The organism is Paraburkholderia monticola, assembly GCF_001580545.1.
GTDB lineage: Bacteria > Pseudomonadota > Gammaproteobacteria > Burkholderiales > Burkholderiaceae > Paraburkholderia > Paraburkholderia monticola.
Window position 1 is genome coordinate 118,602 of sequence record NZ_LRBG01000005.1, and the last position, 26,959, is coordinate 145,560.

Sequence of the window (26,959 nt, forward strand, 5' to 3'; positions counted from 1 at the left end):
GTGACTGGCGACGCGGGCCGTATAGGCCGACCCGTCGCAGGGGCTCCGGCAAAGCGCACCAGTGCCCCACATCCGCCATGCGACGGTTCAGGCCGCGCTCTGCTGGAACTGGATTCGATGCAGATGCGCGTACAAACCGTCGTGCTGGAGCAGCTCGCGATGGCTGCCGCACTCGACGATCCGCCCCGCCTCCATCACGAGGATGCGGTCGGCGCGCTCGATCGTCGACAGCCGGTGCGCGATCACGAGTGTGGTGCGGCCCTTCATCAGCGTTTCGAGCGCCGCCTGCACATGGCGTTCGGACTCGGAATCGAGCGCGGAAGTCGCTTCGTCGAGAATCAGGATCGGCGCGTCCTTGTAGATCGCACGGGCGATCGCGAGACGCTGGCGCTGGCCGCCCGAGAGCATCATGCCGTTGTCGCCGACGAGCGTTTCGATGCCCTGCGGCATCGCCTGCACGGTGTCCCACAGGTTCGCCGCGCGCAGCGCCGCCTTGACCTTCTCCGCATTGACCTCCTGACCGTACGCGACGTTGTGCGCGATCGTGTCGTTGAACAGCACGACGTCCTGGCTCACCATCGCGATCTGGCTGCGCAACGCGTGCAGGTCGTATTCGGGCAACGCGACGCCGTCGACCAGAATCGCGCCACCGGTCGGATCGAAGAAGCGCGGCAGCAGGTTCACGAGCGTGGTCTTGCCGCTGCCCGACGGGCCCGCGAGCGCGACCATCTCGCCCGGCGCGACCTTGAACGACACCTGGTCGAGCGTGTGACGGTTGTGCGTCGAGTTCGTGCCGTAGTGGAACGACACGTCGCGGAATTCGACCTCGCCGCGCGCACGCGCGAGCGGCTTGCCGCCGCCCTTCGGCTCGGCCGGTTCGTCGATCAGGCCGAAGATCAGCTCGGCCGCTGTCATGCCGCGCTGCAGCGGCTGGTTCACGTCCATCAGATGCTTGAGCGGCGAGATGATCAGCAGCATCGACGTGACGAACGCGACGAAGCCGCCGACCGTCGTCTGATCCGACGACGACTGCACCACCGCGATCGTGATCACGACCGCGAGCGCGATCGACGCGAGGAACTGCGTCAACGGCTGCGCGAGGCCGCCGGACACCGTCATGCGCATCGCGTAGCCGCGCAGGCGCCGGCTCATCTCGGTGAAGCGGTCCATCTCGTACTGCTCGCCGTTATGCACCTTGACGACCTTGTAGCCGCCCACGGTCTCCTCGACGATGTACGAAAGCTCGTTCGTCAGCAACTGATGCTCACGGTTCAGGCGCCGCAGCCGGCGATTGATCTTGCCGACCAGCCAGCCGATGCCCGGCAGCAGCACCGCGACGATCAGCGTCAGGCGCCAGTTCAGATAGAACAGATAGCCGAGCAGGAAGATCACCGTCAGCGAGTCGCGCACGAGCGTGACCATCACGCTCAGCAGCACGTTCAGGATCTGGTTGACCTCGAAGACGATCGCGTTGATGACCGTGCTCGCGGTTTCGCGCTGAAAGAACGCGACGCTCGTGTGGATCATGCGGTCGAACATCTTCAGGCGCAGCTCGAGCAGGATCTTGTTCGACACGTACGCGAGCAGATAGCCGGACGCGTACTGCGACACGCCGCGAATCAGCGCCAGGCCGATCACCGCGGCCGGCACGAGCCACTTAGTCCTGTCGACCGCATGCGCGCCGAAGCCCTTGTCGAGCAGCGGCTTGAGCAGGGCGGGAATGGCGGCGTCGGTACCGGCGCTCACCGCCATCGCGACGATCGCGCCGACCACGACCCACAGCAGCGGCTTGATGAAAGGCCACAGGCGCCGCAGGACGACGGCCGGCGACGACGCATCGCCTGAACCCATGGGTTTGCTTAACGTTGGCTTCGCGCTCAAGGAATCCTCTGGAAATGCGGAACAGCGAGCACGCGGCGCATGGTCGGGCCGCCGCGTGGAATATCGAAAAAGAGCATTGTAATCGGTTGAGCATGACGGCCGATGCATCGCGCCCGGCGGAAGGCGCGCAACACCTGGCGGATCGGCGCCGTGGTGCGGGGCCGGATCGGGTGTGTATACTCGCTGCTCGATCGCCGGGCCATGTCCCGCTCCGTCACTTCGTCCTCTACGCAACTCAGGTATGCAAGAAACCACTCTTGGCGTTGCCCTCATCACCCGGAACGCGGCGGCGCGGCTCGCGGAATGCCTGCAGGCCGTGGCCTTCGCCGATCAGATCGTCGTGATCGACGGCGGCAGCACCGACGGCACCGCCGACATCGCCCGCGCACACGGCGCTCGCGTCATCGAACAGACCGACTGGCCGGGCTTCGGCCCGCAAAAGAACCGCGCCGTCGATGCGCTGACAACGAGCTGGATCCTGTCGCTCGACGCCGACGAAATCGTCACGCCGGAGCTTGCCGCATCGATTCGCGCGACGCTCGCCGCGCCCGCCGCCGACGTCTATGCGGTGGACCGCCTGTCGAGCTTCTGCGGCCAATGGGTTCATCACAGCGGCTGGTATCCGGACTGGATTCCGCGCCTGTTCAAACGCGGCACCGCGCGCTTTTCCGACGACCTCGTGCACGAGCGCCTCGTGTTCGACACGCCCGCGCAACGCCTGACCGGCAAGCTGATGCACTACTCGTACGAGGACTACGAGGGTGTGCTGCGCAAGCTCGACGCGTATTCGACGGCCGGCGCGCGGCAGCGTTACGAGGCCGGCCAAAAAGGCAGCATTCGGCTGGCGGTAGGGCGTGGCCTGTGGGCGTTCGTGCGGACCTATCTGCTGCGACGCGGATTTCTGGACGGCCGCGCCGGGCTGATGATCGCGCTGTTCAATGCGGAGACGGTCTACTACCGGTTTCTGAAGCTGGCACGTCTGGAAAAAACGGGCGGGCGGTAAGCCAAGCCTGGCCGGACCGGGCCGCACCACTCGGCACCGGCCAACCACATCCTCGCCATCGACCTCGCTCAATACACGATCTCGATCGAGCTGCCGGCAAACTCGCCGCGCAGCGCGGCGAGCAGCTCATCGGTCGGCTTCACGCGCCACGCATCGCCGAGACGCATTTCGCCTTGCGCATGCTCGCTGCGATAGACGACCTGCACCGCGAGCCCGTTCGGAATCTGCACCGCCTGCCGCTGACGTCCACCATCGCCGCCGAAGCCGCCCCGCCCGCCACCGCTGCCGCCGTTACCCCGCGAGGCGGCCGCCGGCGCGGCTGCCGCAGGCGGCTGGTCCTTGCCCGCGGTGTGCGCTTCGAGCACCCGGCGCAACGCCTGCGCGTCCGCGTTGCCGTTCATCTGCACCTTGACCGAGTCAGCGTAGCGGCAGCGCGCGCGGCCGAGATCCATCACCGTTTCGACGGTGAAGCGGATGCCGCCGGTGAACGCGTCGTTACGCGCCTGGCCCTGCACGACCAGCAGTTCGTCTTCCTTGAACAGTTGCTTGTGCTCTTCGAAGACCTCGTTGAAGACCGTCACTTCGCATTGGCCCGTGCCGTCGTCGAGCAGCGCGATCAGCATCTTGCCGCGCTGGGTCATCTGCGTGCGCAGCGACACGATCACGCCCGCGACCAGCTTGTCGCGCCCTTCCTTCAGCTCGCCGATCTTCTGGCGCACGAAGCGGCGCACTTCGTCCTTGTACGCGTCGAACAGGTGGCCCGACAGATAGAAGCCCAGTGCCGCCTTTTCTTCCTGCAGCTTGCGCTTTTCCGGCCACTCGGGTTCGTCGACGAGTTCGTGGCCTTGCGACGGCGCGTCGCCCATGTCGAACAGACCCGCCTGCAGCGCATTGGCGGCCGCCTGCTCGGCCGCTTCCATCGCGAGCGAGACGGAGGCGATCAGCTGCGCGCGGTTCGGATGCAGCGTGTCGAACGCGCCGGCGCGAATCAGCGCCTCGATCGTGCGGCGATTGACGATGCGCCGATCGACGCGATTGCAGAAATCGAAGATGTCGATGAAGCGACCCTCTTCGCGTGCGCGCAGGATTTCCTCGATCGCGTTCTGGCCGCTGCCCTTGATCGCGCCGAGGCCGTAGCGGATCGTGCGCGAGCGCTTGCCGTCGGCTTCGGCGACCGGCTCGAAGCGGTACGCGGACAGGTTCACGTCCGGCGGCAGCACGGCCATCTTGTTCGCGAGGCAGTCTTCGAACAGGATCTTGACCTTGTCCGTGTCGTCCATCGCGAGCGACATGTTGGCCGCCATGAATTCGGCCGGATGATGCGCCTTCAGCCACGCGGTGTAGTACGCGAGCAGCGCATACGCGGCCGCGTGCGACTTGTTGAAGCCGTAGCCCGCGAACTTCTCCATCAGGTCGAAGGTTTCGTCCGCCTTCTCGCGCGTGAGGCCGTTCTTGGCCGCGCCTTCCGCGAAAATTTCGCGGTGCTTGGCCATCTCCTCGGGCTTCTTCTTGCCCATCGCGCGACGCAGCAGGTCGGCGCCACCGAGCGAGTAGCCGCCGATGATCTGCGCCATCTGCATCACCTGCTCCTGGTAGACCATGATGCCGTAGGTCTCTTTCAGAACAGGCTCGACGCGCGGGTCGGGATACTCGACCACCTCGCGGCCGTGCTTACGTGCACAGAAGCTCGGGATCAGGTCCATCGGACCCGGACGGTACAAGGCGACGAGCGCGATGATGTCCTCGAAGCGGTCAGGCTGCGCGTCCTTCAGCATGCCCTGCATGCCGCGGCTTTCCAGCTGGAACACGGCGACCGTGTTCGCTTTCTTCAGAATCGAGAACGACGCCGGGTCGTCGAGCGGGACCTGGCCGAGCGACCAGTCCTGCTTCGACGGATCGAGGCGGCGGATGTAGCGCTCCGCCCAATCCAGAATGGTCAGCGTGGTGAGGCCCAGAAAGTCGAACTTCACGAGGCCGACCGCTTCGACGTCGTCCTTGTCGTACTGGCTGACGACCCCGCTTTCGTCGCCCTGTGTGTACAGCGGGCAGAAATCGGTCAGCTTGCCTGGCGCGATCAGCACGCCGCCCGCGTGCATGCCGACGTTACGCGTCAAGCCCTCCACGCGCTGCGCGAGTTCGAGCAGCTGATGCACTTCGTCTTCGTTGTCGAAGCGCTCCTGCAACAGCGGCTCTTCCTTCATCGCGTCGGCGATCGTTACGTGCTTGCCCGGCTTGAACGGGATCAGCTTCGCGATGCCGTCCGTGAACATGTAGCCGAGATCGAGCACACGGCCGATGTCGCGCACCGCCGCCTTCGCCGCCATCGTGCCGAACGTCGCGATCTGCGACACCGCATTCGCGCCGTACTTTTCCTTCACGTACTGGATCACGCGATCGCGGCCGTGCTGGCAGAAGTCGATGTCGAAGTCGGGCATCGACACCCGCTCCGGATTCAGAAAACGCTCGAACAGCAGGTTGTAGCGCAGCGGATCGAGATCGGTCACGCCAAGCGCATAGGCGACCAGCGAGCCCGCGCCCGAACCCCGGCCCGGACCGACCGGCACGCCATTGTTTTTCGCCCAGTTGATGAAGTCCGCCACGATCAGGAAGTAGCCCGGAAAGCCCATCTTGATGATCGTGCCGCACTCGAATTCGAGGCGCTGGTAGTAAGTGGCGCGTTGCGCGTCGCGCTCGGCCTCGTCCGGATACAGTTGTTCGAGCCGCTTTTCGAGACCTTCTTTCGACAGCTGCACGAGGTAGTCGTCGAGCGACATGCCATCGGGTGTCGGAAAGAGCGGCAGCTTCGGCTTGCCGAGTTCGAGCGTCAGATTGCAGCGCCTGGCGATCTGCACCGTGTTCGCGAGCGCCGACGGAATGTCCGCGAACAGTTCGGCCATTTCCTGTTGCGAGCGGAAATACTGCTCGGACGTAAAGCGCTTCTGGCGACGCGGATTCGCGAGAATATCGCCTTCGGAAATACACACGCGCGCTTCGTGCGCGGTGAAGTCGTCCGGCGTCATGAACTGCATCGGGTGCGTCGCGACGACCGGCAGTTTCAGCGATGCCGCGAGCGCGACCGCCTGCTGCACGTACTGCTCGCCGCCCGGTTGACCGCAGCGCTGCAGCTCGATATAGAAGCCGCCCGGGAACACCTTCGCCCAATGCCGCGCGTTGCGCTTGGCCGCCTCTTCGTTGCCGGCCGCCAGCGCGAGGCCGATGTCGCCCTGCTGCGCGCCCGACAACGCGAGCAACCCTTCGCCGAGACCGGATTCGAGCCAGCCGGCTTCGACTTCCGCGCGACCGCGATACTGGTTCGTCAGCGACGCCTTGCTGAGCAATTCGCAGAGGTTCAGGTAGCCGCGCCGGTCTTTGACCAGCAGCAGCAGACGCGAAGGCTTATCGCGGTCGTCCGGATTGGTGATCCAGACGTCGCAGCCGGCAATGGGTTTGACGCCTTTGCCACGCGCTTCCTTGTAGAAACGCACGAGGCCGAATGCGTTGCCGAGGTCGGTGAGCGCGAGCGCGCCCTGACCGTCTTTGGCCGCCGCCGCGACGATGTCGTCGAGACGCACAATGCCGTCGGCAATCGAGAATTCGGAGTGAACGCGGAGATGGACGAAGCGGGGATCTGACATGGGCGACATTGTAACCCCACCCTCGCGCGGATTTCAGGTCAAAACGGCGCGTTGGCCATCCGGCCAGGACGCGCTCGGCGAGCGCGCTGTTTGCGCTAGCGCAACCCGTTGGCCATTCGGCCAGGGCGGGCAAAATGCCGGGTTGAGGGATAATAGCGGTTTCGCCTGTTTCGACGTGGCCATCTCCCTGGCAAAGTGCGCGGCAAACCCCGCGCCAAATCACGGGTCTTATGGGGGACGTAACAGCGGGGACGTAACAGCGGGGGACGCAACAGTGGCGGACGCAACCGCGACTACGCCACCCGCCGTCCCTCGCCACGCCGGCCATCTTTACCGCTGGACACACATGAGTATCGTCAATCTCTCCGCGTATCAATTCGCGACCATCGAAGACACCGCCGCGTGGCGCCCGCTCGTCACCGAGCGCTGCAATGCGCTCGGCCTGCGCGGCACCATCCTGCTCGCGCCCGAAGGTATCAACCTGTTTACCGCCGGCACCCGCGAGAACACCGACGCGTTCATCGACTACATCCGCCACGATCCGCTGTTCGAAGGCAAGTTCGCGAACCTGCAGTTCAAGGAAAGCCTGTCGGATTCGCAGCCCTTCACGCGCATGCTGGTCAAGCTCAAGCGCGAAATCATCACGATGAAAAAGCCGGCAATCCGCCCCGAGCTCGGCCGCGCGCCGTTCGTCGACGCACCCACGCTGAAGAGCTGGCTCGACCGCGGTCATGATGACGAAGGCCGCCCCGTCGTGATGCTCGACACGCGCAACGCGTTCGAAGTCGATGTCGGCACATTCGAGAACGCACTCGACTATCGCATCACGAAATTCAGCGAGTTCCCCGAGGTGATCGAGAACAACCGTGCCGACCTCGAAGGCAAGACGGTCGTCTCGTTCTGCACGGGCGGCATCCGCTGCGAGAAGGCCGCGATCCACATGAAGGAGGTCGGCATCGAGAACGTGTACCAGCTCGAAGGCGGCATCCTCAAATACTTCGAGGAAGTGGGCGGCGCGCACTATCACGGCGACTGCTTCGTGTTCGACTATCGCACGGCGCTGAATCCGCAACTCGAACCGACCGCGACCCGGCAATGCTTCGGCTGCCGTGCGGTGGTCACGCCCGAGCAACAGCAATCGCCGATGTATGTCGCGGGCAAAACCTGTCCGGCGTGCCATCCGGACAGCAAGGCCGCGTGCGCCGCGTAATGGAAACCGCGGTGGCCTGGGTGGCCAGCCGCGCCGCCGTATCCCCTCTCATCCTCAACCCATGACCTATCGCGGACGCTTCGCGCCGTCGCCGACCGGGCCGCTGCATTTCGGCTCGCTGGTCAGCGCGCTCGCGAGCTGGCTCGACGCGCGCGCGCATCGCGGGGCGTGGCTCGTGCGCGTCGAGGATATCGACGGACCGCGCACGGTGCCCGGTGCCGCCGAGGACATCCTCGCGACCCTCGATCGCTTCGGCATGCGCGCCGACGAAACGCCGGTCTGGCAAAGCCAGCGAACGGCGCGCTATCAGCAGGCGCTGGAGCAGTTGAAAACGACGGGGCTCGTCTATCCGTGCGGCTGCACGCGCAAGGAAATCGCCGATTCGCTGTTGCACGCGCACGCGCGCAACACGACGCTCGCCTACCCCGGCACGTGCCGCATGGGTTTGCATGGCAAGCCGGCGCGCGCCTGGCGCCTGCGCGTGCCCGACGGCGAGGCCGCCGTCATCAGGTTCGACGACCGCTGGCAGGGCCCGCAGACGCAAAACCTCGCGACCGAGGTCGGCGACTTCGTGCTGCGTCGCGCGGACGATCAGTGGGCCTATCAGCTCGCGGTGGTGGTGGACGATGCGGACGCGGGCATCACGCACATCGTGCGTGGCGTGGATCTGATGGATTCGACGGCGCGGCAGATTTATCTGCAGCGTTGTCTGGGCGTCGCGACGCCCGAGTATCTGCATGTGCCGGTCGTCACGAACGAGCACGGCGAGAAGCTGAGCAAGCAGAACGGCGCGACCGCGCTCGATAGCGACCAGCCACTGGACGCGCTAGGCACGGCGGCACGGCATCTTGGGCTGGATCTCGGAAGCGAGCCACCTGCGACGCTGGAGAACTTCTACAGCGCCGCGACCGCGGCCTGGGCGAAACGGATGAAGATTCGCGCATCCTGACGATGCGCATGCCCGGCGTTGCGCCCGGGCATCAAGCCTGCAACCCGCCTTACGACGACGAAGGGGTCTTTCTCGGCATTCCGAAGCCACCGAGCAACGCGGCCAGTTGCCGCTTCGGCGCCGCCTTCTGCGGCGCGCCGTTCGCTGTAGCCATCTCCTCGACCTTGCGCATCGATGCCGGCGACGGCTCGTACGGCTTCAGGAAGAAATCGTCGACCGGCTGTGCGCGATGGTGATGCGGACGGCCATACGAACCCGACGCCCCGCCCGTGCGGCGGCGGCTGTGCTCGTCGCGCGATTCGCTGCGCTCGCGGCGCGGCGGGCGGTCCTCGTGATGATGGCGCACCGGCGTATCGACGGTCATGCGCTGCAGTTCGAGCGGCCGCTTGATCAGCTTCTCGATGTCGGCCAGCTGCTTGCGCTCGTTCGGGCTGCACAGCGACAGCGCGTCGCCCGATGCGCCCGCGCGACCCGTACGGCCGATCCGGTGCACGTAGTCTTCGGCGTTGAACGGCAGATCGAAGTTGATCACCGCCGGCAGCTCGACGATATCGAGACCACGCGCGGCGACGTCCGTCGCGACCAGTGCCTCGACTTCGCCGCGCTTGAAGGCGTCGAGCGCTTGCATGCGCTCGCTCTGCGAGCGGTCGCCGTGGATCGCGGTCGCGACCACGCCGTCGCGCTCGAGGCTGCGCGCAAGCCGGCTCGCGCCGATCTTGCTGTTGCAGAACACGATCACCTGCTTCAGGCCGCGCTCGCGGATCAACTGCACGACCGCGCCGGTCTTGTCGCCCTCGGCGACTTCATAGACGACCTGCGTGACATTGGTCGCGGTCGAGTTGCTGCGCGCGACTTCGATGGTCTGCGGATCGCGCAGATACGTCGCGGCGAGCTTCTTGATTTCGCCGGAGAACGTCGCGGAGAACAGCAGCGTCTGGCGCTCTTTCGGCAGCAGGTTCAGGATGCGCTGCAGGTCCGGCAGGAAGCCCATGTCGAGCATGCGGTCGGCTTCGTCGAGCACCAGCATCTGCACCTGGCCCAGGTTGGCGGTTTTCTGCTGCACGTGATCGAGCAGACGCCCCGGCGTCGCGATCAGGATTTCGACGCCGCGGCGCAGCTGATCGGACTGCGGATTCATGTCGACGCCACCGAACACGACCGCGCTGCGCAGCGCCGTGTGCTTCGCGTACGCCTGCACGTTCGCGGCGACCTGGTCGGCGAGTTCGCGGGTCGGCGTGAGGATCAGCGCGCGCACCGGATGGCGCGCCGGCGATGCGCTCGTACTGGCCTGCGGCAGCAGACGCTGGATGATCGGCAGCGAGAAGCTCGCGGTCTTGCCAGTGCCGGTCTGCGCGGCGCCCATCACGTCACGGCCCGCCAGCACGACCGGGATCGCCTTCGCCTGGATCGGCGTGGGCGACGTGTAGCCCGATTCCTTGATGGCCTTCAGGATGTCGGGTGCGAGGCCGAATTGATCAAAAGTCTCGGTGCTGGGCGTGACGGCTGTGTCGGACATGGTGGCTTTCGCTAAAAATGCGCGTGGCGCGCTGCGCGCGGCAGCGGTCGGAACCGCGGAGGGCATCAGGATGAAGGCGGAGCCACGTCGTTCCGCGCGAGACCCGTTTGAGTTCGGATAATGCGGCCGGCTCCGGTTGGCGGAAACACCCGCCGAAAGCCCAGCATTGTAGCACTTCAGCAAAAACCCTCATGGCGGCCGGCTGGCGGCTGGCTCGCGGCCCGCGGCCGTCGCTCCGCTCGCAGCGTAGTGCGCACAGACGACAGTGGCGTGACAGCCGGGCGCCCTGGCGGGGCGGTGCCCGCCATTCGTCGGAACGTTCGCGCGGTCCCCACCGCAAGGCGCCGGCCGCCGCCGCTCACCTCAGCTCGACCCCGTTACCACGTCTCGCGCATCACCATCAGCCGCATCTCGGTCATGTCTTCGATCGCATAGCGCACACCCTCGCGCCCGAGCCCCGAATCCTTGACCCCGCCATACGGCATGTTGTCGACGCGGAACGATGGCACGTCGTTGATCACGACGCCGCCCACTTCGAGCGCATCCCACGCGCGATGCGCGTGCGCGAGCGAATCGGTAAATATGCCGGCCTGCAGGCCGAAGTCGCTGTCGTTGACCTGCGCGAGCGCCGCCTCGAAATCGTCGAAACGCTCGAGTATCGCGACCGGCCCGAACGCTTCCTTACGATACAGATCGGTGTCGCGCTTCACGCCTTCGAGCAGGGTCGCCTCGAACATCGCGCCGTCGACCTTGCCGCCCGCGACGATTTTCGCGCCCGCCTGCACGGCGCCGTCCATCCAGCCGGCGAGCCGTTTCGCTTCCGATTCCGAGATCATCGGTCCGACGAAGGTCTTTTCGTTCTTCGGATCGCCCATCACGAGCGACTTCGTCTTCGCGATCAGCTTCTCGCGCAGCGCGTCGTAGACGCTCGCATGCGCGAGAATCCGCTGCACGCCGATGCAACTTTGCCCCGACTGATAGAACGCGCCGAACGCGAGCCGCTCGACCACGTAGTCGAGCTTGCCGCCCTGATCGCCGTCGACGATCGCGGCCGCGTTGCCGCCCAGCTCCAGAATCACCTTCTTCTTGCCGGCTTTCCTCTTCAACTCCCAGCCGACCGCGGGCGAGCCGGTAAACGACAGCAGCTTGAAGCGCTCGTCGGTCGTGAACAGGTCGGCGCCGTCGCGATGCGCGGGCAGGATCGAGAACGCGCCCTTCGGCAGATCGGTTTCCGCGAGGATCTCGCCCATGATCAGCGCCCCGACCGGCGTGCGGCTCGCCGGCTTAAGCACGAACGGCACGCCCGCCGCGATCGCCGGGGCGACCTTGTGCGCGGTCAGGTTCAGCGGGAAATTGAACGGCGAGATGAACGAGCACGGCCCGATCGGCACGCGCTTCACATAGCCGTGGTAACCGTTCGCGCGCGGCGAAATCTCCAGATTGATGATCTCGCCGTCGATCCGCACGCTCTCCTCCGCGGCGACCTTGAACGTATCGATCAGCCGCGTGACTTCGCCCTTCGAATCGTTGATCGGCTTGCCCGCCTCGATGCACAGCGCGAGCGCGAGTTCGTCGTAGCGCTCGCGAAAGCGCTTCACGCAGTGCTCCAGCACCGCCTGGCGCTTGAACGGCGGGTAGGCGCGCATCGCCGGCATCGCGTCGACCGCGTGGCCGATAGCCTTGTCGATCGCGGCCGCGTCGGCCATCGCGACGCGCGTGGCGACTTCGCCGCTGAATTTGTCGGTGACTTCGAGATCGGTGTTGGCCGCCACCGGCTCGTTGGCGAGGTAGTACGGATAGGTTTTCTGCAACATGTCGCTCTCTCCTGGATTCGCTGCACAGAGGCTCAAAGCTGCGCGGACAACCGCTTGATCTCGCGATTGAGCACGCGCTCGTTGTCCGAATAGTCGATCGGCACGTCGATCACGTGCACGCCCGGTGTCGCGAAGCACTCGCGCAGCAGCGGCGCGAACTGTTCGGCCGCCTCGACCCGATGCCCCTGCGCGCCATAGCTTTGCGCGTACGCGACGAAGTCGGGATTCGCAAGCGTCATGCCGTAGTCCGGGAAATTCATGTTCTCCTGCTTCCAGCGGATCATGCCGAACGCGTCGTCGCGCAGAATCAGGACCACCAGATCGAGCTTCAGGCGCACCGCCGTTTCGAGCTCCTGCGAGTTCATCATGAAGCCGCCGTCGCCGCACACGGCGATCACCCTGCGCTCCGGATGCACGATCTTGCTCGCGATCGCCGACGGCAGCCCCGCGCCCATCGACGCCAGCGCGTTGTCGAGCAGCAGCGAGTTCGGCTCGTGGGCGCGGTAGTAGCGCGCGAACCAGATCTTGTACATGCCGTTATCCAGACACACGATGCCGTCGACCGGCGTGGTCTCGTAGACGTCGTTGACGATCCGCACCGGGTACATCGGAAAGCGGTCGTCGTGCTGGCCCTTCACCAGATGCGCCTCGAAGTGCTCCTTGATCTCCTTGAAGCGCGTGAAGTCCCAATGCTCCTGACGCGTCTTCAGGCTCTCCTTCAGTTGCCACACCGCGTTGGCGATATCGCCGACCACTTCGATCTGCGGGAAATACACCGGATCGACTTCGGCGCCGAGGAAGTTCACGTGGATCACGGTCTTCTCGCCCGCCTCGCCGCTGCGCATGAAGAAGGGCGGCTTTTCGATCACGTCGTGACCGACATTGATGATGCAGTCCGCGAGCTCGATCGCGCGGTGTACGAAGTCGCCGTCGGAGAGCGTCGCGTTGCCGAGCCACATCGGATGCGATTCGTCGATCACCCCCTTGCCCATCTGCGTCGTGAAGAACGGAATGCCGATCTGGTCGACGAACTCGCGCAGCATCTTCGTCGTGGTCTTGCGATTGCCGCCCGCGCCGATCATCAGCAGCGGATGCTTCGCTGCGGTGATCGCCTCGACCGCCCGCGCGACCGCCTTCTCCTCGGCGACCGGACGGCGGCTGAAACTCTTCGGAATCGGCTTGCCGTCGCCCTCCTCGTGCGCGACGTCTTCCGGCAGTTCGAGGTGCGTGGCGCCGGGCCGCTCCTCCTCGGCGCGGCGCACCGCCTCGCGCACCGCCGCCGGAATATTGCCGATCGACACGATCTGCCGCGTGTACTTGGTGAGCGGCTCCATCATCCGCACCACGTCGACGATCTGAAAGTGCCCCTGCTTGCTCGATTTGATCGGCTTCTGGCCCGTGACCATCAGCATCGGCATGCCGCCCAACTGCGCGTAGGCGGCCGCGGTCACGAAGTTGGTCGCGCCGGGGCCGAGCGTCGCCAGACAGACTCCGGTGCGGCCGGTGAGCCGTCCGTAGGTGGCGGCCATGAAGCCGGCCGCCTGTTCGTGGCGTGTGAGGATCAGACGGATTTTCGAGCGGCGCAGCGACTCGAGCAGATCGAGATTTTCTTCACCGGGGATGCCGAACACGTACTCGACACCATCGGCTTCCAGCGATTTGACGAACAGGTCCGATGCTTTCATTGAGGGTCTCGCTTGATGACGCGGGGTTTGCTGCACCCGCTGTTGCACCACTAGGGTCCGGAACCGGACGATCGAAGACGACAACGACGGCCGCGCGCGAAACACGGCATTGCGACGACACTGCGCGCGTGGCATGACAGACGGCATGGCGAACGCCATGCGGGACAGCTTACTACTCGAACGGAATCGATGTGCGCGAGCGGACAGGGCCGCGCGGGGGATGGGGAGTCAGCGGATCACGGTCACGCAGTCGGACAACAAGGGCGGCGCGTTCTCGCCGCTCGTCAGGTCATACAGATTGGCGCGCGGACCCTTGGTCCACCACGTATAGCTGCCGGCCTGGTACTTCACGCCGGACGCCGATATCGTGTTGACGAACAGCATCGACGTGCCTTTCACCGGCAGCACGGCGAAGCTCTGTCCGTTCTGGGCGTTCCAGTAAGTGACCTGCAGAACCTTGCCGGTCGCGCACGTGTATTTGCGCGTCTGGTGGTTCTTGCCCTCGATGTGCTTGAACTGCAGCGGCGCGGCCGATGCGCTGCCGGACGATGCCGCCGCCCAGGCGACCGCCGATACTGCCGCCGTGAGGATTGCAACACGCCATGTCTTCATCGAACACCTCGATTGTTGCGGGGGCAGGCACGCAAGGCCGGTTACAGACGAGTCACGCTCAGCTCACTGACAGCTCGACGACAACTCAACGACAGCTCAAGGATCGATCACATTGGCACACGCATCGGTCGGCGCGGCGGCGACGTGCCCGACGACCGGCACGATCTTCAGTCCCGCCGACGCGACCCGGCACGGCGCGGCCGCGAGCCCGCAGCCGCTGATGCCGGCACACAGCGCGAACACCACGCCGAGCGCGCCGACACGGCCAGGCACGCCGCGCCAAAAATTGCCGCGAGTCTCGAGCGCCATACGATCCCCTACTCCGATTGCTTTGCTTCGATCAGATAAACCGAATGCGGCGGGCGCTGCGGTCTGCGTCCCGCAGATTTTGCGCCGCGCTTCGCCGCTTATTTCGCCGCTTACTTCGCCGACACCGGCCGCACCGCGGCCGCGGCCTGCTTCGCGCGCGAGCGCGCTTCGTCGATGTTCTCGCCGGTCGCGAGCGCGACGCCCATGCGACGCTTGACGAAGCTCTCCGGCTTGCCGAACAGGCGCAGATCCGCATTGGGCACCGCCAATGCCGCCGCGACGCCTTCGAACGCGATGCCGACCTCGTCGCGACCGCCGTAGATCACCGCCGATGCACCCGGCGCACGCAGCGAGGTATCGACCGGCAGCCCGAGGATCGCGCGCGCATGCAACTCGAACTCCGAGAAGCGCTGCGAACACAGCGTAACGAGCCCCGTGTCGTGCGGACGCGGGCTGACTTCCGAAAACCATACGTCGTCGCCGCGCACGAAAAGTTCCACGCCGAAGAGGCCACGGCCGCCGAGCGCCGCCGTCACCTTGTGCGCGATCTCGCGCGAGCGCTCGAGCGCGAGCGGGCTCATCGGCTGCGGCTGCCACGATTCGACATAGTCGCCCGCGACCTGCACGTGGCCGATCGGATCGCAGAAGTAGGTGCTGACCTCGCCGCTTGCCGGGTCGATCGCGCGCACGGTCAGTTGCGTGATTTCGTATTCGAAGTCGATGAAACCCTCGACGATCACGCGCCCGAAATTCACACGGCCGCCCGCCATCGCGTACTGCCATGCGGGCTCGACGTCGGCGTCGCTGCGCAATACCGATTGCCCCTTGCCCGATGACGACATCACCGGCTTCACGACGCACGGATAGCCGACCTTCGCGATGCCCGCGCGCAGTTCGTCGAGCGAATCGGCGAACGCGTACGGCGAGGTCGCGAGGCCGAGTTCCTCGGCGCCGAGGCGGCGGATGCCTTCGCGGTTCATCGTCAGCTGGGTGGCGCGCGCGGTCGGGATCACCTCGGCAAGCGCCTCGGTTTCGATCGCGGCGAGCTCGTCGGTGGCGATCGCCTCGATTTCGGGGACGATCAGATGCGGGCGTTCCTGCTCGACCAGCGCGCGCAGCGCGGCGCGGTCGGTCATGTCGATCACGTGCGCGCGATGCGCGACCTGATGGCCCGGCGCATTCGGGTAACGGTCGACGGCGATCACTTCGACGCCCAACCGTTGCAGCGCGATGATCACTTCCTTGCCGAGCTCGCCGGCGCCGAGCAGCATGACGCGCGTCGCGGATTCAGAAAGGGGCGTGCCGATCCGTTGGCCGATCTGCATGGGGTCTCCAGATAAAAGTCGGGATGAGGGTGGGATTGGATAGAACGCGATGTTAACATGCGGGCCCCTTGCCGCGCGGCGCCCGCAAGGCGTCGGCGAGCGATCCCCACGCCTTCGCTCGCGCACGACAAGCTTAGTACGTTACCCTTACGCCTTCGCCAGTTTGAAGAGGAACGACGCCATGCAGATCTGCTCCCGCCCGCGACGTTTTGCGCGCATCACTCCGTGCCTGCGCACGGCCGTCGCCGCGTTGAGCATCGCCGCGCTGCTCGGTGCCTGCGCGATCCCGAAGCATCCCGATTCCGCGGCGCCGCCGCCCGATCCGTTCAATCCCGCCGCCGCGCAACTGCTCGACGACACCAGCTGGGTGCTGAGCTCGTGGAAGAACGCCGACGGCACGGCGCGCGCGGTGCCGTCGAAAGATCAAGGGCCGCTCACGCTGAGCTTGTCGACCGAAGGCGGCCGGCGTCATGCGAGCGGCTTTTCCGGCTGCAACCGTTTCATGGGTTCGTACATGCTGAAGGACGGCAAGCTGAGCTTCGGGACCCTCGCCGGCACGCGCATGGCGTGCGTGTCGCCGGGTGGCGACATCGAAAAGCCGTTCCTCGCCGCGCTGGAACGTATCGACCGCACCGGCGTGCAGATGCGCCCGCCTCAGCAGATGCAGCTGATCCTCGACAACGGCGAGACGCTCATGTTCGATCGCACCGACAAATGACGCCCGTTCGCGCCGCGTTAGAAACTGGCGCCGGCCTTCGAAGCCGCGCGCCGCGCCGGTTTAAACTCGACGGATTGCGCTCGCGCGCGCTCCGTCATTCCTAGATGTCTGGTATGCACACGGTAGTTTTCGGCTGTTTCGGCGGGTCGGCCGTCTGGTTCATTCCTCTTTTGTGGCGCCTCGTGAAGTCGATGCTGCCGGGCGGCGCGGGTCTGCGCGGCCCCGGCACGATCCGGCTGTGGCTAGGCTTCGTCTGCGTGCTCGTCGCAAGTTGCACGCTCGAGGGTTCGCTGATCGGCAGCGCGGGCGTCAATGGTTTCGGTCACGCGCTCGCCGCTGGGCTCGGTCATCTGCTCGGCCATATCGGCACGCCGCTCGCGGCGCTCGCGCTGCTCGTGATCAGCCTGCCCTGGCTGATCGACTTCCGCTGGAGCGAGGTGGCCGCGTGGGCCGACGGCGCGTTCGGTCTCGGCCTGTCGCGCGGACTCGCGAAACGCGACGAGGATGCGCGCCGCCACCGCAGCGTCGACGAACACCCGCCATCGCATGCAACGACCGCCACCAACACGATGGCGCCGCGCAACAGCAAGGGACGCTACGCGCGGCCGACGGTGTGGCGTCCGCCGGCGAGTGGACGCGGCGCGGGCTCCGCCGCGGGTGCCAGCGCTGCCGCGGGCGCCGCCTCGGCCGGCATCGCGGGTAGCAAGGAGGCGTCGGCCCGCAGCGCAGGCGCAAGCTGGCGCGCCGATGCGGGTGCTGGCGCGGCGCGTGCGCCGCGCCAGCAGATCGAGCCTGAGTTGCGCGCGGCACCGACCGCGTCGCAGCGTCCGGCCGCATCGCGCTCAACCCAGGCGCTGCAGGCGGACACGGCCGCGGACAGGTCGGCCGCGTCGTTCGTGCCGTCCGAGCCGGTCGCGCCGGCCGGCTGGTTGCGCGCGACTGAGCCGCGTGCGGCGACGGCGGCGGCACCGCTGGGTACATCCGGTACGTTGGGTTCGTCGGCTCGCGATGGCGCGGCGCAGGTCGGTCGGCGCTCCGTCGGCGAACAGCGATCGGCCGCACCGTTCGGCTCCAGTGCCGCATTGGCGGCGACGGCCGCCACCGCGGCGGGGGTGTCGGCGAAAGCGGCACAGGCAATGGCTGGCCGCAGTGCCGCAGCGGGCACCGGGATCGGTATGACCTCGGCAGCGACGAATGTCTCGGGCCGCGGCGGACGTGCGTCGCCGCTGCCACGTCCGGGCGATGGCAGCGCGCCGCTCAATCGTGGCGCGACGCCGCGTCAAGCCTTCCCGGCCGCCACGCGCGCCAACGGGGTGAGCTCGCCGTCGACCACGCGCCGGCCCGCGCCGAATTTCACGCGGCCGATGGCGAACGCGTCGACCGTCGCGCCGTCCGCGAGCGTCGAGGAAACGCTGCGCAGCATCGCGGAAAATGCCGCGCGCTGGACCGATATGGCCGGCGTGAGCCTCGCGCGCAGTCGTGGCGCCGAAAGTGCGAAATTCGGCGATGCCGGGCAGGCGTCGACGGCGTTGGAGCCGCAACCCGCGCAACGCGACGCGCTGCCTGTCCAGAACGGCGAGACGGCTGCGGAGCCACGGGCCCAGGACGCCGGGAGTTCGGCGCAGACGGTCTCGGCGGCATCGTCGCAGGATGAAGCCGCACTGGTCGAGTTGCCGCGTGAGCAAGCTTTGACTGAGTCCGATACGCCAATCGAAAGCGACAACGAACCGGTTGCGCAATGGCCGACCGAACCGCCGGTCATTCATGCGCCGCTTGTTTCTGCCGCGCAACCGACTGAGATGGAATCAGTGGCCGAGGTGACGGCAGTGGCCGTCGAATCGGCGGCTTCCGCTACGGCTGAGTGCGCCACTGCGGCACCTGTCGCACACGTGCCGCAACAGGAGATGCCGGTCGCGACGCCGAGCCCGACGTCGTTCCAGCGTTTCGCGGCCAGCCTGCAGGACGACGCACCGCAGGAAGACGTGCCGCCGGTCGAAGACGATTCGACACAGATGGCGACCGACGTCGACAGCCCGGCACAGACCGGCGCCCCCCTTGGGCCACCGCTCAGCGAACCCATCGCGCCGTCGCCCGCCCCTGCGCAATCGACGGCAGCCACAGCGGCACATACCAGCGACCCGGCATCACAGAGCGAAGCGTCGACGCGATCCGTCGAATCGGCCCCCGCCGTCGACGCAACGCCCTTGCAGGCGCTGGCGCCGGTCGCCGAAATCGTCATCGACGACACACTCGTGCCTTGGGAGAGCAAGCTCGGCCAGGCCGCAACTCAACGCGCTGCCGCGCCAGCGCCGCACTCCACGTCGCACACCCCTGCCCTACCGGCCGGGACCGAGCCTGAGAACGAACCCCCGAACGACTCGCATTCGTCGACTTCGACGAGTGCGGCGAACCTCGATACACCGGCATCCGCACCAGCCGTCGTCTCGAACGTAGTGCGTTTCCCGGGCTTCGTCGCGCCGGCGACCAGCAGCGAATCCCCTTCGGTCGACGCAGACGCCGTGCCGGTCGAGAACACAGCGGCCGCCGAAGCACCGATCGGGGCGATGCCAACGCCCGCGTCCGCGCCGACCCCGCTAGCCCAGACCCAACCCGCCGATCAACCCGCCAACGACTCCGCAGCCCAGTCGTCGCCGCGCGGCCACGCGCCGGTCAACGGCTTCGAGTTCCATGCGCCGGCCGCATCGATGGTCGAGTTGCCGACGCTCGATCTGCTCGCCCCCGCGGACGCCGACGTCGAACCGATCTCGGACGAAAGGCTTCGCGAAACCGGCCTGTTGATCGAGCAGCGCCTGCAGGAATTCAAGGTGCCGGTGACGGTGGTCGGCGCGTCGGCGGGTCCGGTCATCACGCGCTTCGAAATCGAGCCGGCGCTCGGCGTGCGCGGCAGCCAGATCGTCGGTCTGATGAAGGACCTGTCGCGCGGTCTCGGTCTCACGTCGATCCGCGTGGTCGAAACGATTCCGGGCAAGACCTGCATGGGTCTCGAACTGCCGAACGCGAAGCGCCAGACGATCCGCCTCTCGGAAATCCTCGAGGCGAGCGTCTACCAGAACTCGCACTCGCAACTGACGCTCGCGATGGGCAAGGACATCACCGGCCATCCGGTCGTCGCCGATCTCGCGAAGGCGCCGCACATGCTGGTGGCCGGCACGACCGGTTCGGGCAAGTCGGTCGCGATCAACGCGATGATCTGCTCGCTGCTGTTCAAGGCGACGCCCGAGGAAGTGCGCCTGATCATGATCGACCCGAAGATGCTCGAGCTTTCGGTCTACGAAGGCATTCCGCATCTGCTCGCGCCGGTCGTCACCGACATGAAGCTCGCGGCCAACGCGCTGAACTGGTGCGTCGGCGAAATGGAGAAGCGCTACCGGCTGATGTCGGCGGTCGGCGTGCGCAATCTCGCCGGCTTCAACCAGAAGATCCGCGATACCGAGGCGAAGGGCAAGAAACTCGGCAACCCGTTCTCGCTGACGCCCGATGCGCCCGAGCCGCTCGCGCCGCTGCCGCTGATCGTCGTCGTGATCGACGAGCTCGCCGATCTGATGATGGTCGCCGGCAAGAAGATCGAGGAGCTGATCGCGCGACTCGCACAGAAGGCGCGCGCGGCCGGCATCCACCTGATCCTCGCGACCCAGCGGCCGTCCGTCGACGTGATCACCGGGCTCATCAAGGCGAACATCCCGACGCGCGTCGCGTTCCAGGTGTCGTCGAAGATCGACTCGCGCACGATTCTCGACCAGATGGGCGCCGAGTCGCTGCTCGGCCAGGGCGACATGCTGTTCCTGCCGCCTGGCACCGGCTACCCGCAGCGCGTTCACGGCGCGTTCGTCGCCGACGAGGAAGTGCATGCGATCGTCGAGTATCTGAAGCAGTTCGGCGAGCCGCAGTACGAGGAAGGCATTCTCGACGGCCCGGCCACCGACGGCGGCGCGGCCCAGGACCTGTTCGGCGAGGCGCCGGATGCGGAGGCCGATCCGCTGTACGACGAAGCGGTCGCGTTCGTCGTGCGCACGCGGCGCGCGTCGATCTCGTCGGTGCAGCGGCAGTTGCGCATCGGCTATAACCGCGCGGCGCGGCTCGTCGAGCAGATGGAGACGGCCGGGCTCGTGTCGGCGATGAGCATCAACGGCAGCCGCGAAGTGCTCGCGCCGGGGCCAGCGGAATGAGCGGCCGGTGAACTGGCGAGGCGCGGCGTGTCTTCGATGACACGATCACGGAACGAGCGCCGCGGATGAAAAAACGGACAGCCTCACCACGTGAGCTGTCCGTTTTCATTTACACGCGCGGACCGTGCATCAAGACGGCGACACCAGCTTGAAATCGACCGGCGAGCCGAGTTCGAAATGCTGCTTCGGATTCGGATCGAGCAGCCCCGTCTGTGGATCGCGTTTGAACACATAGACCGTGTCGCTCAACTGATTGCCGACGATCAGCCAGTTGCCGGTCGGATCGATGGCGAACTCGCGCGGCGATTTGCCGAGGCTCGACTGGCGCCCGATCTGCTTCAGATGCCCATTGGCCGGATCGACCGCGAAGATCACGATCTCGTTCGCGTCGCCGCGATTGGACGCATACACGAAGCGTCCGTCCGGCGATAGATGGATCGCCGCCGCGCCCACCTTCCCCTTGAAGCCCGGCTCGGAGAGCGGCAGCGTCTGCACGAGTTTCAGCCTGCCGTCGTTGTAGTCGAACGTGCTGACGGTCGCCGCCAGTTCGCTCGTCAGATACGCGTGCTTGCCGTTCGCGCCGAAGATCAGATGGCGCGGCCCCGTGCCGGCTTTCTGCTGCGTGTAGCCCCAATCGGTCGCGACGAACGGGCCGGCGCCGGCACTGCTCTGCGGCGCGTAGCGGTACGAGTAGAGCTTGTCGGCACCGAGGTCCTGCGCGAACAGATAGTGGCCGTCCGGCGAGAAGACGGTGGAGTGCACGTGCGAATTGTCCTGCCGCCCCTTCACCGGACCGCCGCCCTCGTGATGCACGGTCTGCACCGACGTACCGACCTGGCCGTCGCCCCGCAGCGGAAACACCGCGAAGCTGCCGCCCGGATCGGGGGCGACGGAATAGTTCGCGGTCAGCAGATACTTGCCGTCCGGTGAGATGCTCAGATAGCAAGGATCATTGCCGTCCGACGACACCTTGTTCAGAAACGTCAGCTGCCCGCGCGCGGCATCGAAGCCGAACGCGCTGATGCCGCCGCGCTGCGTCGCCGGGCCGTCGTCGCCGGGCAGTTCGTTGACCGAATAGACGAAACGGCGGTCGCGGCTCACCACGAGGTACGACGGATTGACGGTCTGCGTGACCGACACCTGGGTCGACGCGCCGGTCTTCGTATCGAAGCGAAAGACGTAGATGCCCTCGCTCTTGCCGCCGGTGTAAGTCCCGACCAGCATCGTATAGACACCGTCCGCGGGGACCGGGCCAGAATCTTGCGCATACGCGTGCGAAGCAACAATCGAAACCATGAGCACGAAACCTTTTATCATCGAACGGACGGCCCGCAACGGCGCTGGCCGTCTCGCGCGCCGCGCGGTGCAATCCGCGCCACGCGCACGGGTACCCGCAAGGCAAACACTGGCAAGAACAGAAGTAAAAACGGAAGTCGGAACTGGACGTACGGCAACACGTCCGACGGCACGGCGACTGCGAAGCATGAGACCTCCTCGACATCGGTTGTCTGTGTACAGGCTCGCGTACGAGCCGGGGTACAAGCGGTTATAACGGTGTCTGGTCTGCCGCGCCGCGAATCGAACGTCGTTCCGCGTTGTTATTGTCGAAGTCAGTATAAGAGCGTTAGGTCGGATCATGCAGTGAATCCGCCGCTCGCGCGCGGTCTGCGCCAGCGGCTTCGGTCCCGCGTGACGGGACGTTTTTTCAATCGCTTTTCTTTCAATTGCGAATCACGCATCTCAACCACGGAGTCTCCATGAACGTCACTCTCAGCCTGGGCCCGGTCGTTTCGCTGATCGCCGGCATTCTGATCCTGATCATGCCGCGGCTGCTGAACTATATCGTCGCGCTTTATCTGATCATCATCGGCATCATCGGGATCTTCGGCGTGGGCTCGTCGCATCTGTGAGCGACTGGCGATGCGGCGCCGGACGTGAGATTTGCGCCCGGCGTCGGAAGGTTTTCGCAGAAGAGAAAGCTGACGGCGCTGCCAGCGCTATTCGCACGTGTCAGAGCGCCGGAAATGTCACGCCGTGACATAGGCGGAAAACGTGCACTGCGCGCGCCATCGACGCGCGACTCCGCCACGCCGCGTGACTGAACTACACGGTGCGGCGCAGTGCGAAGACACGCATACGATAGGCGAACGAGCGGTATGAAAAATGCGGCGACGCCGCGACGCGCAGACGCGACGAACGTGCGCTACGCACGCTCAACGCTAGCGTTCAACCGTTCGCCAGTTGGTCGAGCCGCAGGCGTCCCTGCAACGACAGCGCGCCGACCGCATAATGATCGGCATCTTGCTGATAACGCCGGAAGCAGGCCCGTTCGACGAGGAAGGAGGCGGCCGCGAGCAAGCCATTACGGCTCAGGCCGAGCCGGTCATGATCGAGTGACAGCATGGAATCGCCAGCAAGCTGGCTGGCGGCCGAGAGAATCTTGATGCAATCGGATTTCGAAGGGTTCAGCATGGCTTTCGTCCTCGGAAACGGCGTCTGCATGCGCCATGAGCAAGGCCGATTCGCATTCCGGCATGTCACCGGAAATCGGCATGAAGTTTGATTGTATGCATGGATTTGACAATTTACCAAGCCACGTTTTGCCGTACTGTGCGGTGAACCAAACAATGCGCATCGTGGTCCGGTAACAACACCCTTGGAAGCGCGGCAGCTGTCGCCGTCCGTAATAACGACTCGCTTTTCGACACGTTTTCCATGCCTGCACCTATCGAAGACTATGCACTCATCGGCGACGGCCACACGGCCGCGCTCGTCTCCCGCGAAGGTTCCGTCGACTGGCTCTGCTGGCCGCGCTTCGACTCGGGCGCCTGCTTCGCCGCGCTGCTCGGCAGCCCCGACAACGGCCGCTGGCTGATCGCGCCCGCCACGCAAGGCGAGGACCCCGCGCCGAGCATCACGCGCCGTTATCGCGGCGAAACGCTGATTCTCGAAACCGACTTCGAAACGCCCGAGGGCGCCGTCACGCTGATCGATTTCATGCCACCCGGCAACGGCTGGTCGGAAATGATCCGCATCGTCGTCGGCAAGCGCGGCACGGTGCGCATGAAGATGGAGCTGGTGCTGCGCTTCGATTACGGCTTCTCGATCCCGTGGGTCGACAAGCTCAAGCACGACAGTGGCATCAAGGCGATCGTCGGTCCCGACAATGCGGTGCTGCGCACGCCGGTCGAGCTGCGCGGCGAAGACATGAAGACCGTCGCCGAGTTCACGGTGACGGCAGGCGAGCGCGTGCCGTTCTCGCTCGCGTACGCGCCGTCGCACCAGCGCATTCCGCCCGCGCGCGATCCTCACACGGCGCTCGCGCGCACCGAGAACCACTGGCTCGAATGGTCGGCGCGCGGCACCGTCGAGGGACGCTGGGCGGAGCCGATCCGCCGCTCGCTGATTACGCTGCGCGCGCTCGCCTACGAGCCGACCGGCGGCATCGTCGCGGCGCCCACCACGTCGCTGCCCGAGCAGCTCGGCGGCACGCGCAACTGGGACTACCGCTACTGCTGGCTGCGCGACGCCACCATCACGCTGCTTGCGATGATGCGCGGCGGCTACTACGACGAAGCGCGCGCGTGGCGCAGCTGGCTCGGCCGCGTGATGGCGGGCGCGCCGAACCAGTTGCAGATCATGTACGGCATCGCCGGCGAGCGGCGGCTGCCCGAATTCGAAATCGACTGGCTGCCCGGCTACCAGGGCGCGAAACCGGTGCGCATCGGCAACAACGCGGTCGGGCAGCGTCAGCTCGACGTCTACGGCGAGGTGATGAACGCGCTGCATCTCGCGCGCGTCGGCGGCCTGCAGGCGGACGTCACCGCGTGGAGCGTGCAGTGCGCGATGCTCGAACACCTGAGCACGATCTGGCGCGAACCCGACGAAGGCATCTGGGAGACGCGCGGCGGCCGCGAGCATTTCACGTTCTCGAAGGTGATGGCGTGGGTCGCGTTCGACCGCGCGATCCGTTCGGCCGAAATGTTCCAGCTCGAGGGTCCGCTCGACGAATGGCGCGCGACCCGCGACACAATCCATGCCGAGGTCTGCGAGAAGGCGTGGAATCCGCAGCTCAACGCGTTTGCGCAGTACTACGGCAGCGACCAGCTCGACGCGAGCGTGCTGTTGATGCCGCTGGTCGGCTTCCTGAAGCCGCGGGATCCGCGCATCAAGGGAACCGTCGAGGCGATCGAGCGTGACCTGATGCACGGCGGCTTCGTGATGCGCTACCGCACCACCGAATACGACGACGGCTTGCCGCCCGGGGAAGGCACCTTTCTTGCGTGTTCGTTCTGGATGGTGGATAACCTCGCGCTGCAGGGGCGCGTGCAGGAAGCGATCGAGATGTACGAGCGGCTGCTCGCGTTGTGCAACGACGTCGGCCTGTTGTCCGAGGAGTATGATCCGGTCCAAAAACGTCTCGTCGGTAATTTTCCGCAAGCGTTTTCGCATGTGGCGCTCGTCCACACCGGACTGAACCTGATGAAGCACGAGCAGGAAATGGCACAAGCAACCGGCCATCCGCCGCATAACGGCATCCACGCGATGGAGCTTGAGCTTCAGGCAAGCCCTGATAGCGGCGCAGCAGCATCGCCACTAGCATGACGCGGTGACAGTTTGCGTACACTGAATGCGAAAATTGTTGCGTTGCACAAATTTGCTTTGTTCTATATTATCGATCCGAGTGTTGGCCAACAATAATGTGCCCACAACCAGAATGGCCCGCCGCAACGCCTCACGCGTGTTTGCGAAGCCCAATGCGAACCGCCTAAAACGGAGCAACCATGCTCTATCAACTTCACGAATTCCAGCGGGCGTTGTTGAGCCCCCTCACCGCCTGGGCTCAGGCCGCATCGAAGTCATTTGCGAATCCGGCCAGTCCGTTTGCCTACGTGCCGGGCGCTACGCGCCTCTCCGCCGGCTACGAACTGCTTTACCGGCTCGGCAAGGATTACGAAAAGCCCGAGTTCGACATTCACCAGATTGTCAAAGACGGTCATAACATTCCGATCGTCGAGCAGACCTTCATCGAGAAGCCGTTCTGCCGCCTGATGCGCTTCAAGCGTTTCGCGGACGACAGCGACGCTGTCAACCAATTGAAAGACGAGCCGGTCGTACTGGTCTGCGCACCGTTGTCCGGACACCACGCCACACTGCTGCGCGACACCGTGCGCACGTTGCTGCAAGACCACAAGGTCTACATCACCGACTGGATCGACGCACGCATGGTGCCGCTCGAAGCCGGCTGGTTCGGTCTGAACGACTACATCGCGTATATCCAGGAATTCATTCGCCATATCGGCGCGAAGAACCTGCACGTGATCTCGGTGTGCCAGCCCACCGTGCCGGTGCTCGCTGCCATTTCGCTGATGGCGAGCCGCGGTGAGGACACGCCGCGCACGATGACGATGATGGGTGGCCCGATCGACGCACGCAAGAGCCCGACCTCGGTCAACTCACTCGCCACGCAGCACTCGTACGAGTGGTTCGAGAACAACGTGATCTTCACCGTGCCGCCCAACTATCCGGGCGCGGGCCGCAAGGTCTATCCGGGCTTCCTGCAGCACACCGGTTTCGTCGCGATGAATCCGGAGCGCCACGCGGCGTCGCATTGGGATTACTACCAGAGCCTGCTGCGCGGCGACGAAGACGACGCGGAAGCGCACCGCCGCTTCTACGACGAGTACAACGCGGTGCTCGACATGGACGCCGACTATTACCTCGACACGATCCGCGTCGTGTTCCAGGAATTCCGTCTTGCCGAGGGCACCTGGGTCGTCGACGGCGAACCGGTACGGCCGCAGGACATCACGACGACCGCGCTGTTTACGATCGAAGGCGAACTCGACGACATTTCCGGCGACGGCCAGACCTACGCTGCACATGACCTGTGCAGCGGCATTCCGACGAAGAACAGGCGTCACTTCACCGCGGAAAAATGCGGCCACTACGGCATTTTCTCGGGCCGCCGCTGGCGCACGATCATTTATCCGCAGTTGCGCGACTTCATTCTCGAGCACAACAAGGCAGCGCGTACGACGAAAGAAAAAGTCGAAGCCTGAGCATTAATCTTGCAATAGCATTTAAAAAGCCAACGGCCTCTTCTCAAGGCCGT

18 protein-coding genes are annotated in these 26,959 nt (G+C 65.6%); 8 read left to right on the plus strand and 10 right to left on the minus strand.

Annotation, left to right across the window (positions count from 1 at the left end):
- Nucleotides 1-87: 87 nt before the first annotated feature.
- A complete protein-coding gene (gene msbA, locus CI15_RS08890) occupies nt 88-1,881 on the minus strand; it encodes a lipid A export permease/ATP-binding protein MsbA (RefSeq protein ID WP_062126529.1) in 1,794 nt (597 codons plus the stop codon).
- Nucleotides 1,882-2,122: 241 nt separating this feature from the next.
- On the opposite strand from msbA, the gene CI15_RS08895 reads away from it, so the two are divergent.
- Nucleotides 2,123-2,884: a glycosyltransferase family 2 protein gene (locus CI15_RS08895; protein WP_062126532.1), complete on the plus strand. Its 762-nt coding sequence runs from the start codon at nt 2,123-2,125 to the stop codon at nt 2,882-2,884.
- 68 nt (nt 2,885-2,952) lie between these two features.
- Here the strand turns inward: CI15_RS08895 and dnaE are convergent, their stop codons facing one another.
- Nucleotides 2,953-6,528, minus strand: coding sequence for a DNA polymerase III subunit alpha (gene dnaE, locus CI15_RS08900; RefSeq protein WP_062126534.1), 3,576 nt, complete (start codon nt 6,526-6,528; stop codon nt 2,953-2,955).
- A gap of 337 nt (nt 6,529-6,865) precedes the next feature.
- On the opposite strand from dnaE, the gene CI15_RS08905 reads away from it, so the two are divergent.
- Complete coding sequence (locus CI15_RS08905) at nt 6,866-7,729, plus strand: sulfurtransferase (protein WP_062126537.1); 864 nt, start codon at nt 6,866-6,868, stop codon at nt 7,727-7,729.
- Nucleotides 7,730-7,790: 61 nt separating this feature from the next.
- Nucleotides 7,791-8,678, plus strand: a complete 888-nt coding sequence (gluQRS, locus tag CI15_RS08910; protein WP_062126539.1) for a tRNA glutamyl-Q(34) synthetase GluQRS — start codon at nt 7,791-7,793, stop codon at nt 8,676-8,678.
- Nucleotides 8,679-8,727: 49 nt separating this feature from the next.
- On the opposite strand, the gene CI15_RS08915 is transcribed toward gluQRS, so the two are convergent.
- From CI15_RS08915 to purT, 6 genes are all read right to left on the minus strand, one after another.
- Entirely contained in the window at nt 8,728-10,194 is a 1,467-nt protein-coding gene (locus tag CI15_RS08915) for a DEAD/DEAH box helicase (protein ID WP_062126542.1), read from the minus strand.
- Between the two features lie 377 nt (nt 10,195-10,571).
- Entirely contained in the window at nt 10,572-12,008 is a 1,437-nt protein-coding gene (locus CI15_RS08920) for an aldehyde dehydrogenase family protein (protein ID WP_062126545.1), read from the minus strand.
- 32 nt (nt 12,009-12,040) lie between these two features.
- The gene (locus CI15_RS08925; protein ID WP_062126548.1) at nt 12,041-13,693 is read right to left on the minus strand and encodes an acetolactate synthase large subunit; all 1,653 of its coding nucleotides are present in this window, start codon (nt 13,691-13,693) and stop codon (nt 12,041-12,043) included.
- A 228-nt stretch (nt 13,694-13,921) separates the two neighbouring features.
- Nucleotides 13,922-14,305: an MliC family protein gene (locus CI15_RS08930; RefSeq protein WP_062126551.1), complete on the minus strand. Its 384-nt coding sequence runs from the start codon at nt 14,303-14,305 to the stop codon at nt 13,922-13,924.
- Nucleotides 14,306-14,401: 96 nt separating this feature from the next.
- Nucleotides 14,402-14,614, minus strand: a complete 213-nt coding sequence (locus CI15_RS08935; protein WP_062126561.1) for a DUF6726 family protein — start codon at nt 14,612-14,614, stop codon at nt 14,402-14,404.
- Between the two features lie 110 nt (nt 14,615-14,724).
- Nucleotides 14,725-15,939, minus strand: a complete 1,215-nt coding sequence (purT, locus tag CI15_RS08940) for a formate-dependent phosphoribosylglycinamide formyltransferase (protein ID WP_062126564.1) — start codon at nt 15,937-15,939, stop codon at nt 14,725-14,727.
- Nucleotides 15,940-16,120: 181 nt separating this feature from the next.
- On the opposite strand from purT, the gene CI15_RS08945 reads away from it, so the two are divergent.
- The gene (locus tag CI15_RS08945; RefSeq protein WP_062126567.1) at nt 16,121-16,657 is read left to right on the plus strand and encodes an META domain-containing protein; all 537 of its coding nucleotides are present in this window, start codon (nt 16,121-16,123) and stop codon (nt 16,655-16,657) included.
- A gap of 113 nt (nt 16,658-16,770) precedes the next feature.
- Nucleotides 16,771-20,844, plus strand: a complete 4,074-nt coding sequence (locus tag CI15_RS38015) for a DNA translocase FtsK (protein WP_062126570.1) — start codon at nt 16,771-16,773, stop codon at nt 20,842-20,844.
- Nucleotides 20,845-20,973: 129 nt separating this feature from the next.
- On the opposite strand, the gene CI15_RS08955 is transcribed toward CI15_RS38015, so the two are convergent.
- Entirely contained in the window at nt 20,974-22,329 is a 1,356-nt protein-coding gene (locus CI15_RS08955) for a lactonase family protein (protein WP_479494849.1), read from the minus strand.
- Nucleotides 22,330-22,601: 272 nt separating this feature from the next.
- Here CI15_RS08955 and CI15_RS35250 point away from each other — a divergent pair, with 272 nt between their 5' ends.
- A complete protein-coding gene (locus CI15_RS35250; protein WP_075643681.1) occupies nt 22,602-22,754 on the plus strand; it encodes a DUF3096 domain-containing protein in 153 nt (50 codons plus the stop codon).
- A 316-nt stretch (nt 22,755-23,070) separates the two neighbouring features.
- Here CI15_RS35250 and CI15_RS08960 read toward each other — a convergent pair whose 3' ends face one another.
- Nucleotides 23,071-23,316, minus strand: coding sequence for a hypothetical protein (locus CI15_RS08960; RefSeq protein WP_062127171.1), 246 nt, complete (start codon nt 23,314-23,316; stop codon nt 23,071-23,073).
- A gap of 243 nt (nt 23,317-23,559) precedes the next feature.
- On the opposite strand from CI15_RS08960, the gene CI15_RS08965 reads away from it, so the two are divergent.
- Both CI15_RS08965 and CI15_RS08970 read left to right on the plus strand, forming a co-directional pair.
- The gene (locus tag CI15_RS08965; RefSeq protein ID WP_062126573.1) at nt 23,560-25,449 is read left to right on the plus strand and encodes a glycoside hydrolase family 15 protein; all 1,890 of its coding nucleotides are present in this window, start codon (nt 23,560-23,562) and stop codon (nt 25,447-25,449) included.
- A gap of 179 nt (nt 25,450-25,628) precedes the next feature.
- Nucleotides 25,629-26,906 (plus strand): polyhydroxyalkanoate depolymerase, encoded by a 1,278-nt coding sequence (locus CI15_RS08970; protein ID WP_062126575.1) that lies wholly within the window; start codon nt 25,629-25,631, stop codon nt 26,904-26,906.
- The last annotated feature ends 53 nt before the right edge of the window (nt 26,907-26,959 follow it).

What these genes read in the sequence shown, in the direction of transcription:
- CI15_RS08895 (WP_062126532.1), top strand. Translation starts at nt 2,123, where the DNA reads ATGCAAGAAACCACTCTTGGCGTTGCCCTCATCACCCGGAACGCGGCG.
- dnaE (WP_062126534.1), bottom strand. Translation starts at nt 6,528, where the DNA reads ATGTCGCCCATGTCAGATCCCCGCTTCGTCCATCTCCGCGTTCACTCC.
- CI15_RS08905 (WP_062126537.1), top strand. Translation starts at nt 6,866, where the DNA reads ATGAGTATCGTCAATCTCTCCGCGTATCAATTCGCGACCATCGAAGAC.
- gluQRS (WP_062126539.1), top strand. Translation starts at nt 7,791, where the DNA reads ATGACCTATCGCGGACGCTTCGCGCCGTCGCCGACCGGGCCGCTGCAT.
- CI15_RS08915 (WP_062126542.1), bottom strand. Translation starts at nt 10,194, where the DNA reads ATGTCCGACACAGCCGTCACGCCCAGCACCGAGACTTTTGATCAATTC.
- CI15_RS08920 (WP_062126545.1), bottom strand. Translation starts at nt 12,008, where the DNA reads ATGTTGCAGAAAACCTATCCGTACTACCTCGCCAACGAGCCGGTGGCG.
- CI15_RS08925 (WP_062126548.1), bottom strand. Translation starts at nt 13,693, where the DNA reads ATGAAAGCATCGGACCTGTTCGTCAAATCGCTGGAAGCCGATGGTGTC.
- CI15_RS08930 (WP_062126551.1), bottom strand. Translation starts at nt 14,305, where the DNA reads ATGAAGACATGGCGTGTTGCAATCCTCACGGCGGCAGTATCGGCGGTC.
- CI15_RS08935 (WP_062126561.1), bottom strand. Translation starts at nt 14,614, where the DNA reads ATGGCGCTCGAGACTCGCGGCAATTTTTGGCGCGGCGTGCCTGGCCGT.
- purT (WP_062126564.1), bottom strand. Translation starts at nt 15,939, where the DNA reads ATGCAGATCGGCCAACGGATCGGCACGCCCCTTTCTGAATCCGCGACG.
- CI15_RS08945 (WP_062126567.1), top strand. Translation starts at nt 16,121, where the DNA reads ATGCAGATCTGCTCCCGCCCGCGACGTTTTGCGCGCATCACTCCGTGC.
- CI15_RS38015 (WP_062126570.1), top strand. Translation starts at nt 16,771, where the DNA reads ATGCACACGGTAGTTTTCGGCTGTTTCGGCGGGTCGGCCGTCTGGTTC.
- CI15_RS08955 (WP_479494849.1), bottom strand. Translation starts at nt 22,329, where the DNA reads ATGCTTCGCAGTCGCCGTGCCGTCGGACGTGTTGCCGTACGTCCAGTT.
- CI15_RS35250 (WP_075643681.1), top strand. Translation starts at nt 22,602, where the DNA reads ATGAACGTCACTCTCAGCCTGGGCCCGGTCGTTTCGCTGATCGCCGGC.
- CI15_RS08960 (WP_062127171.1), bottom strand. Translation starts at nt 23,316, where the DNA reads ATGCTGAACCCTTCGAAATCCGATTGCATCAAGATTCTCTCGGCCGCC.
- CI15_RS08965 (WP_062126573.1), top strand. Translation starts at nt 23,560, where the DNA reads ATGCCTGCACCTATCGAAGACTATGCACTCATCGGCGACGGCCACACG.
- CI15_RS08970 (WP_062126575.1), top strand. Translation starts at nt 25,629, where the DNA reads ATGCTCTATCAACTTCACGAATTCCAGCGGGCGTTGTTGAGCCCCCTC.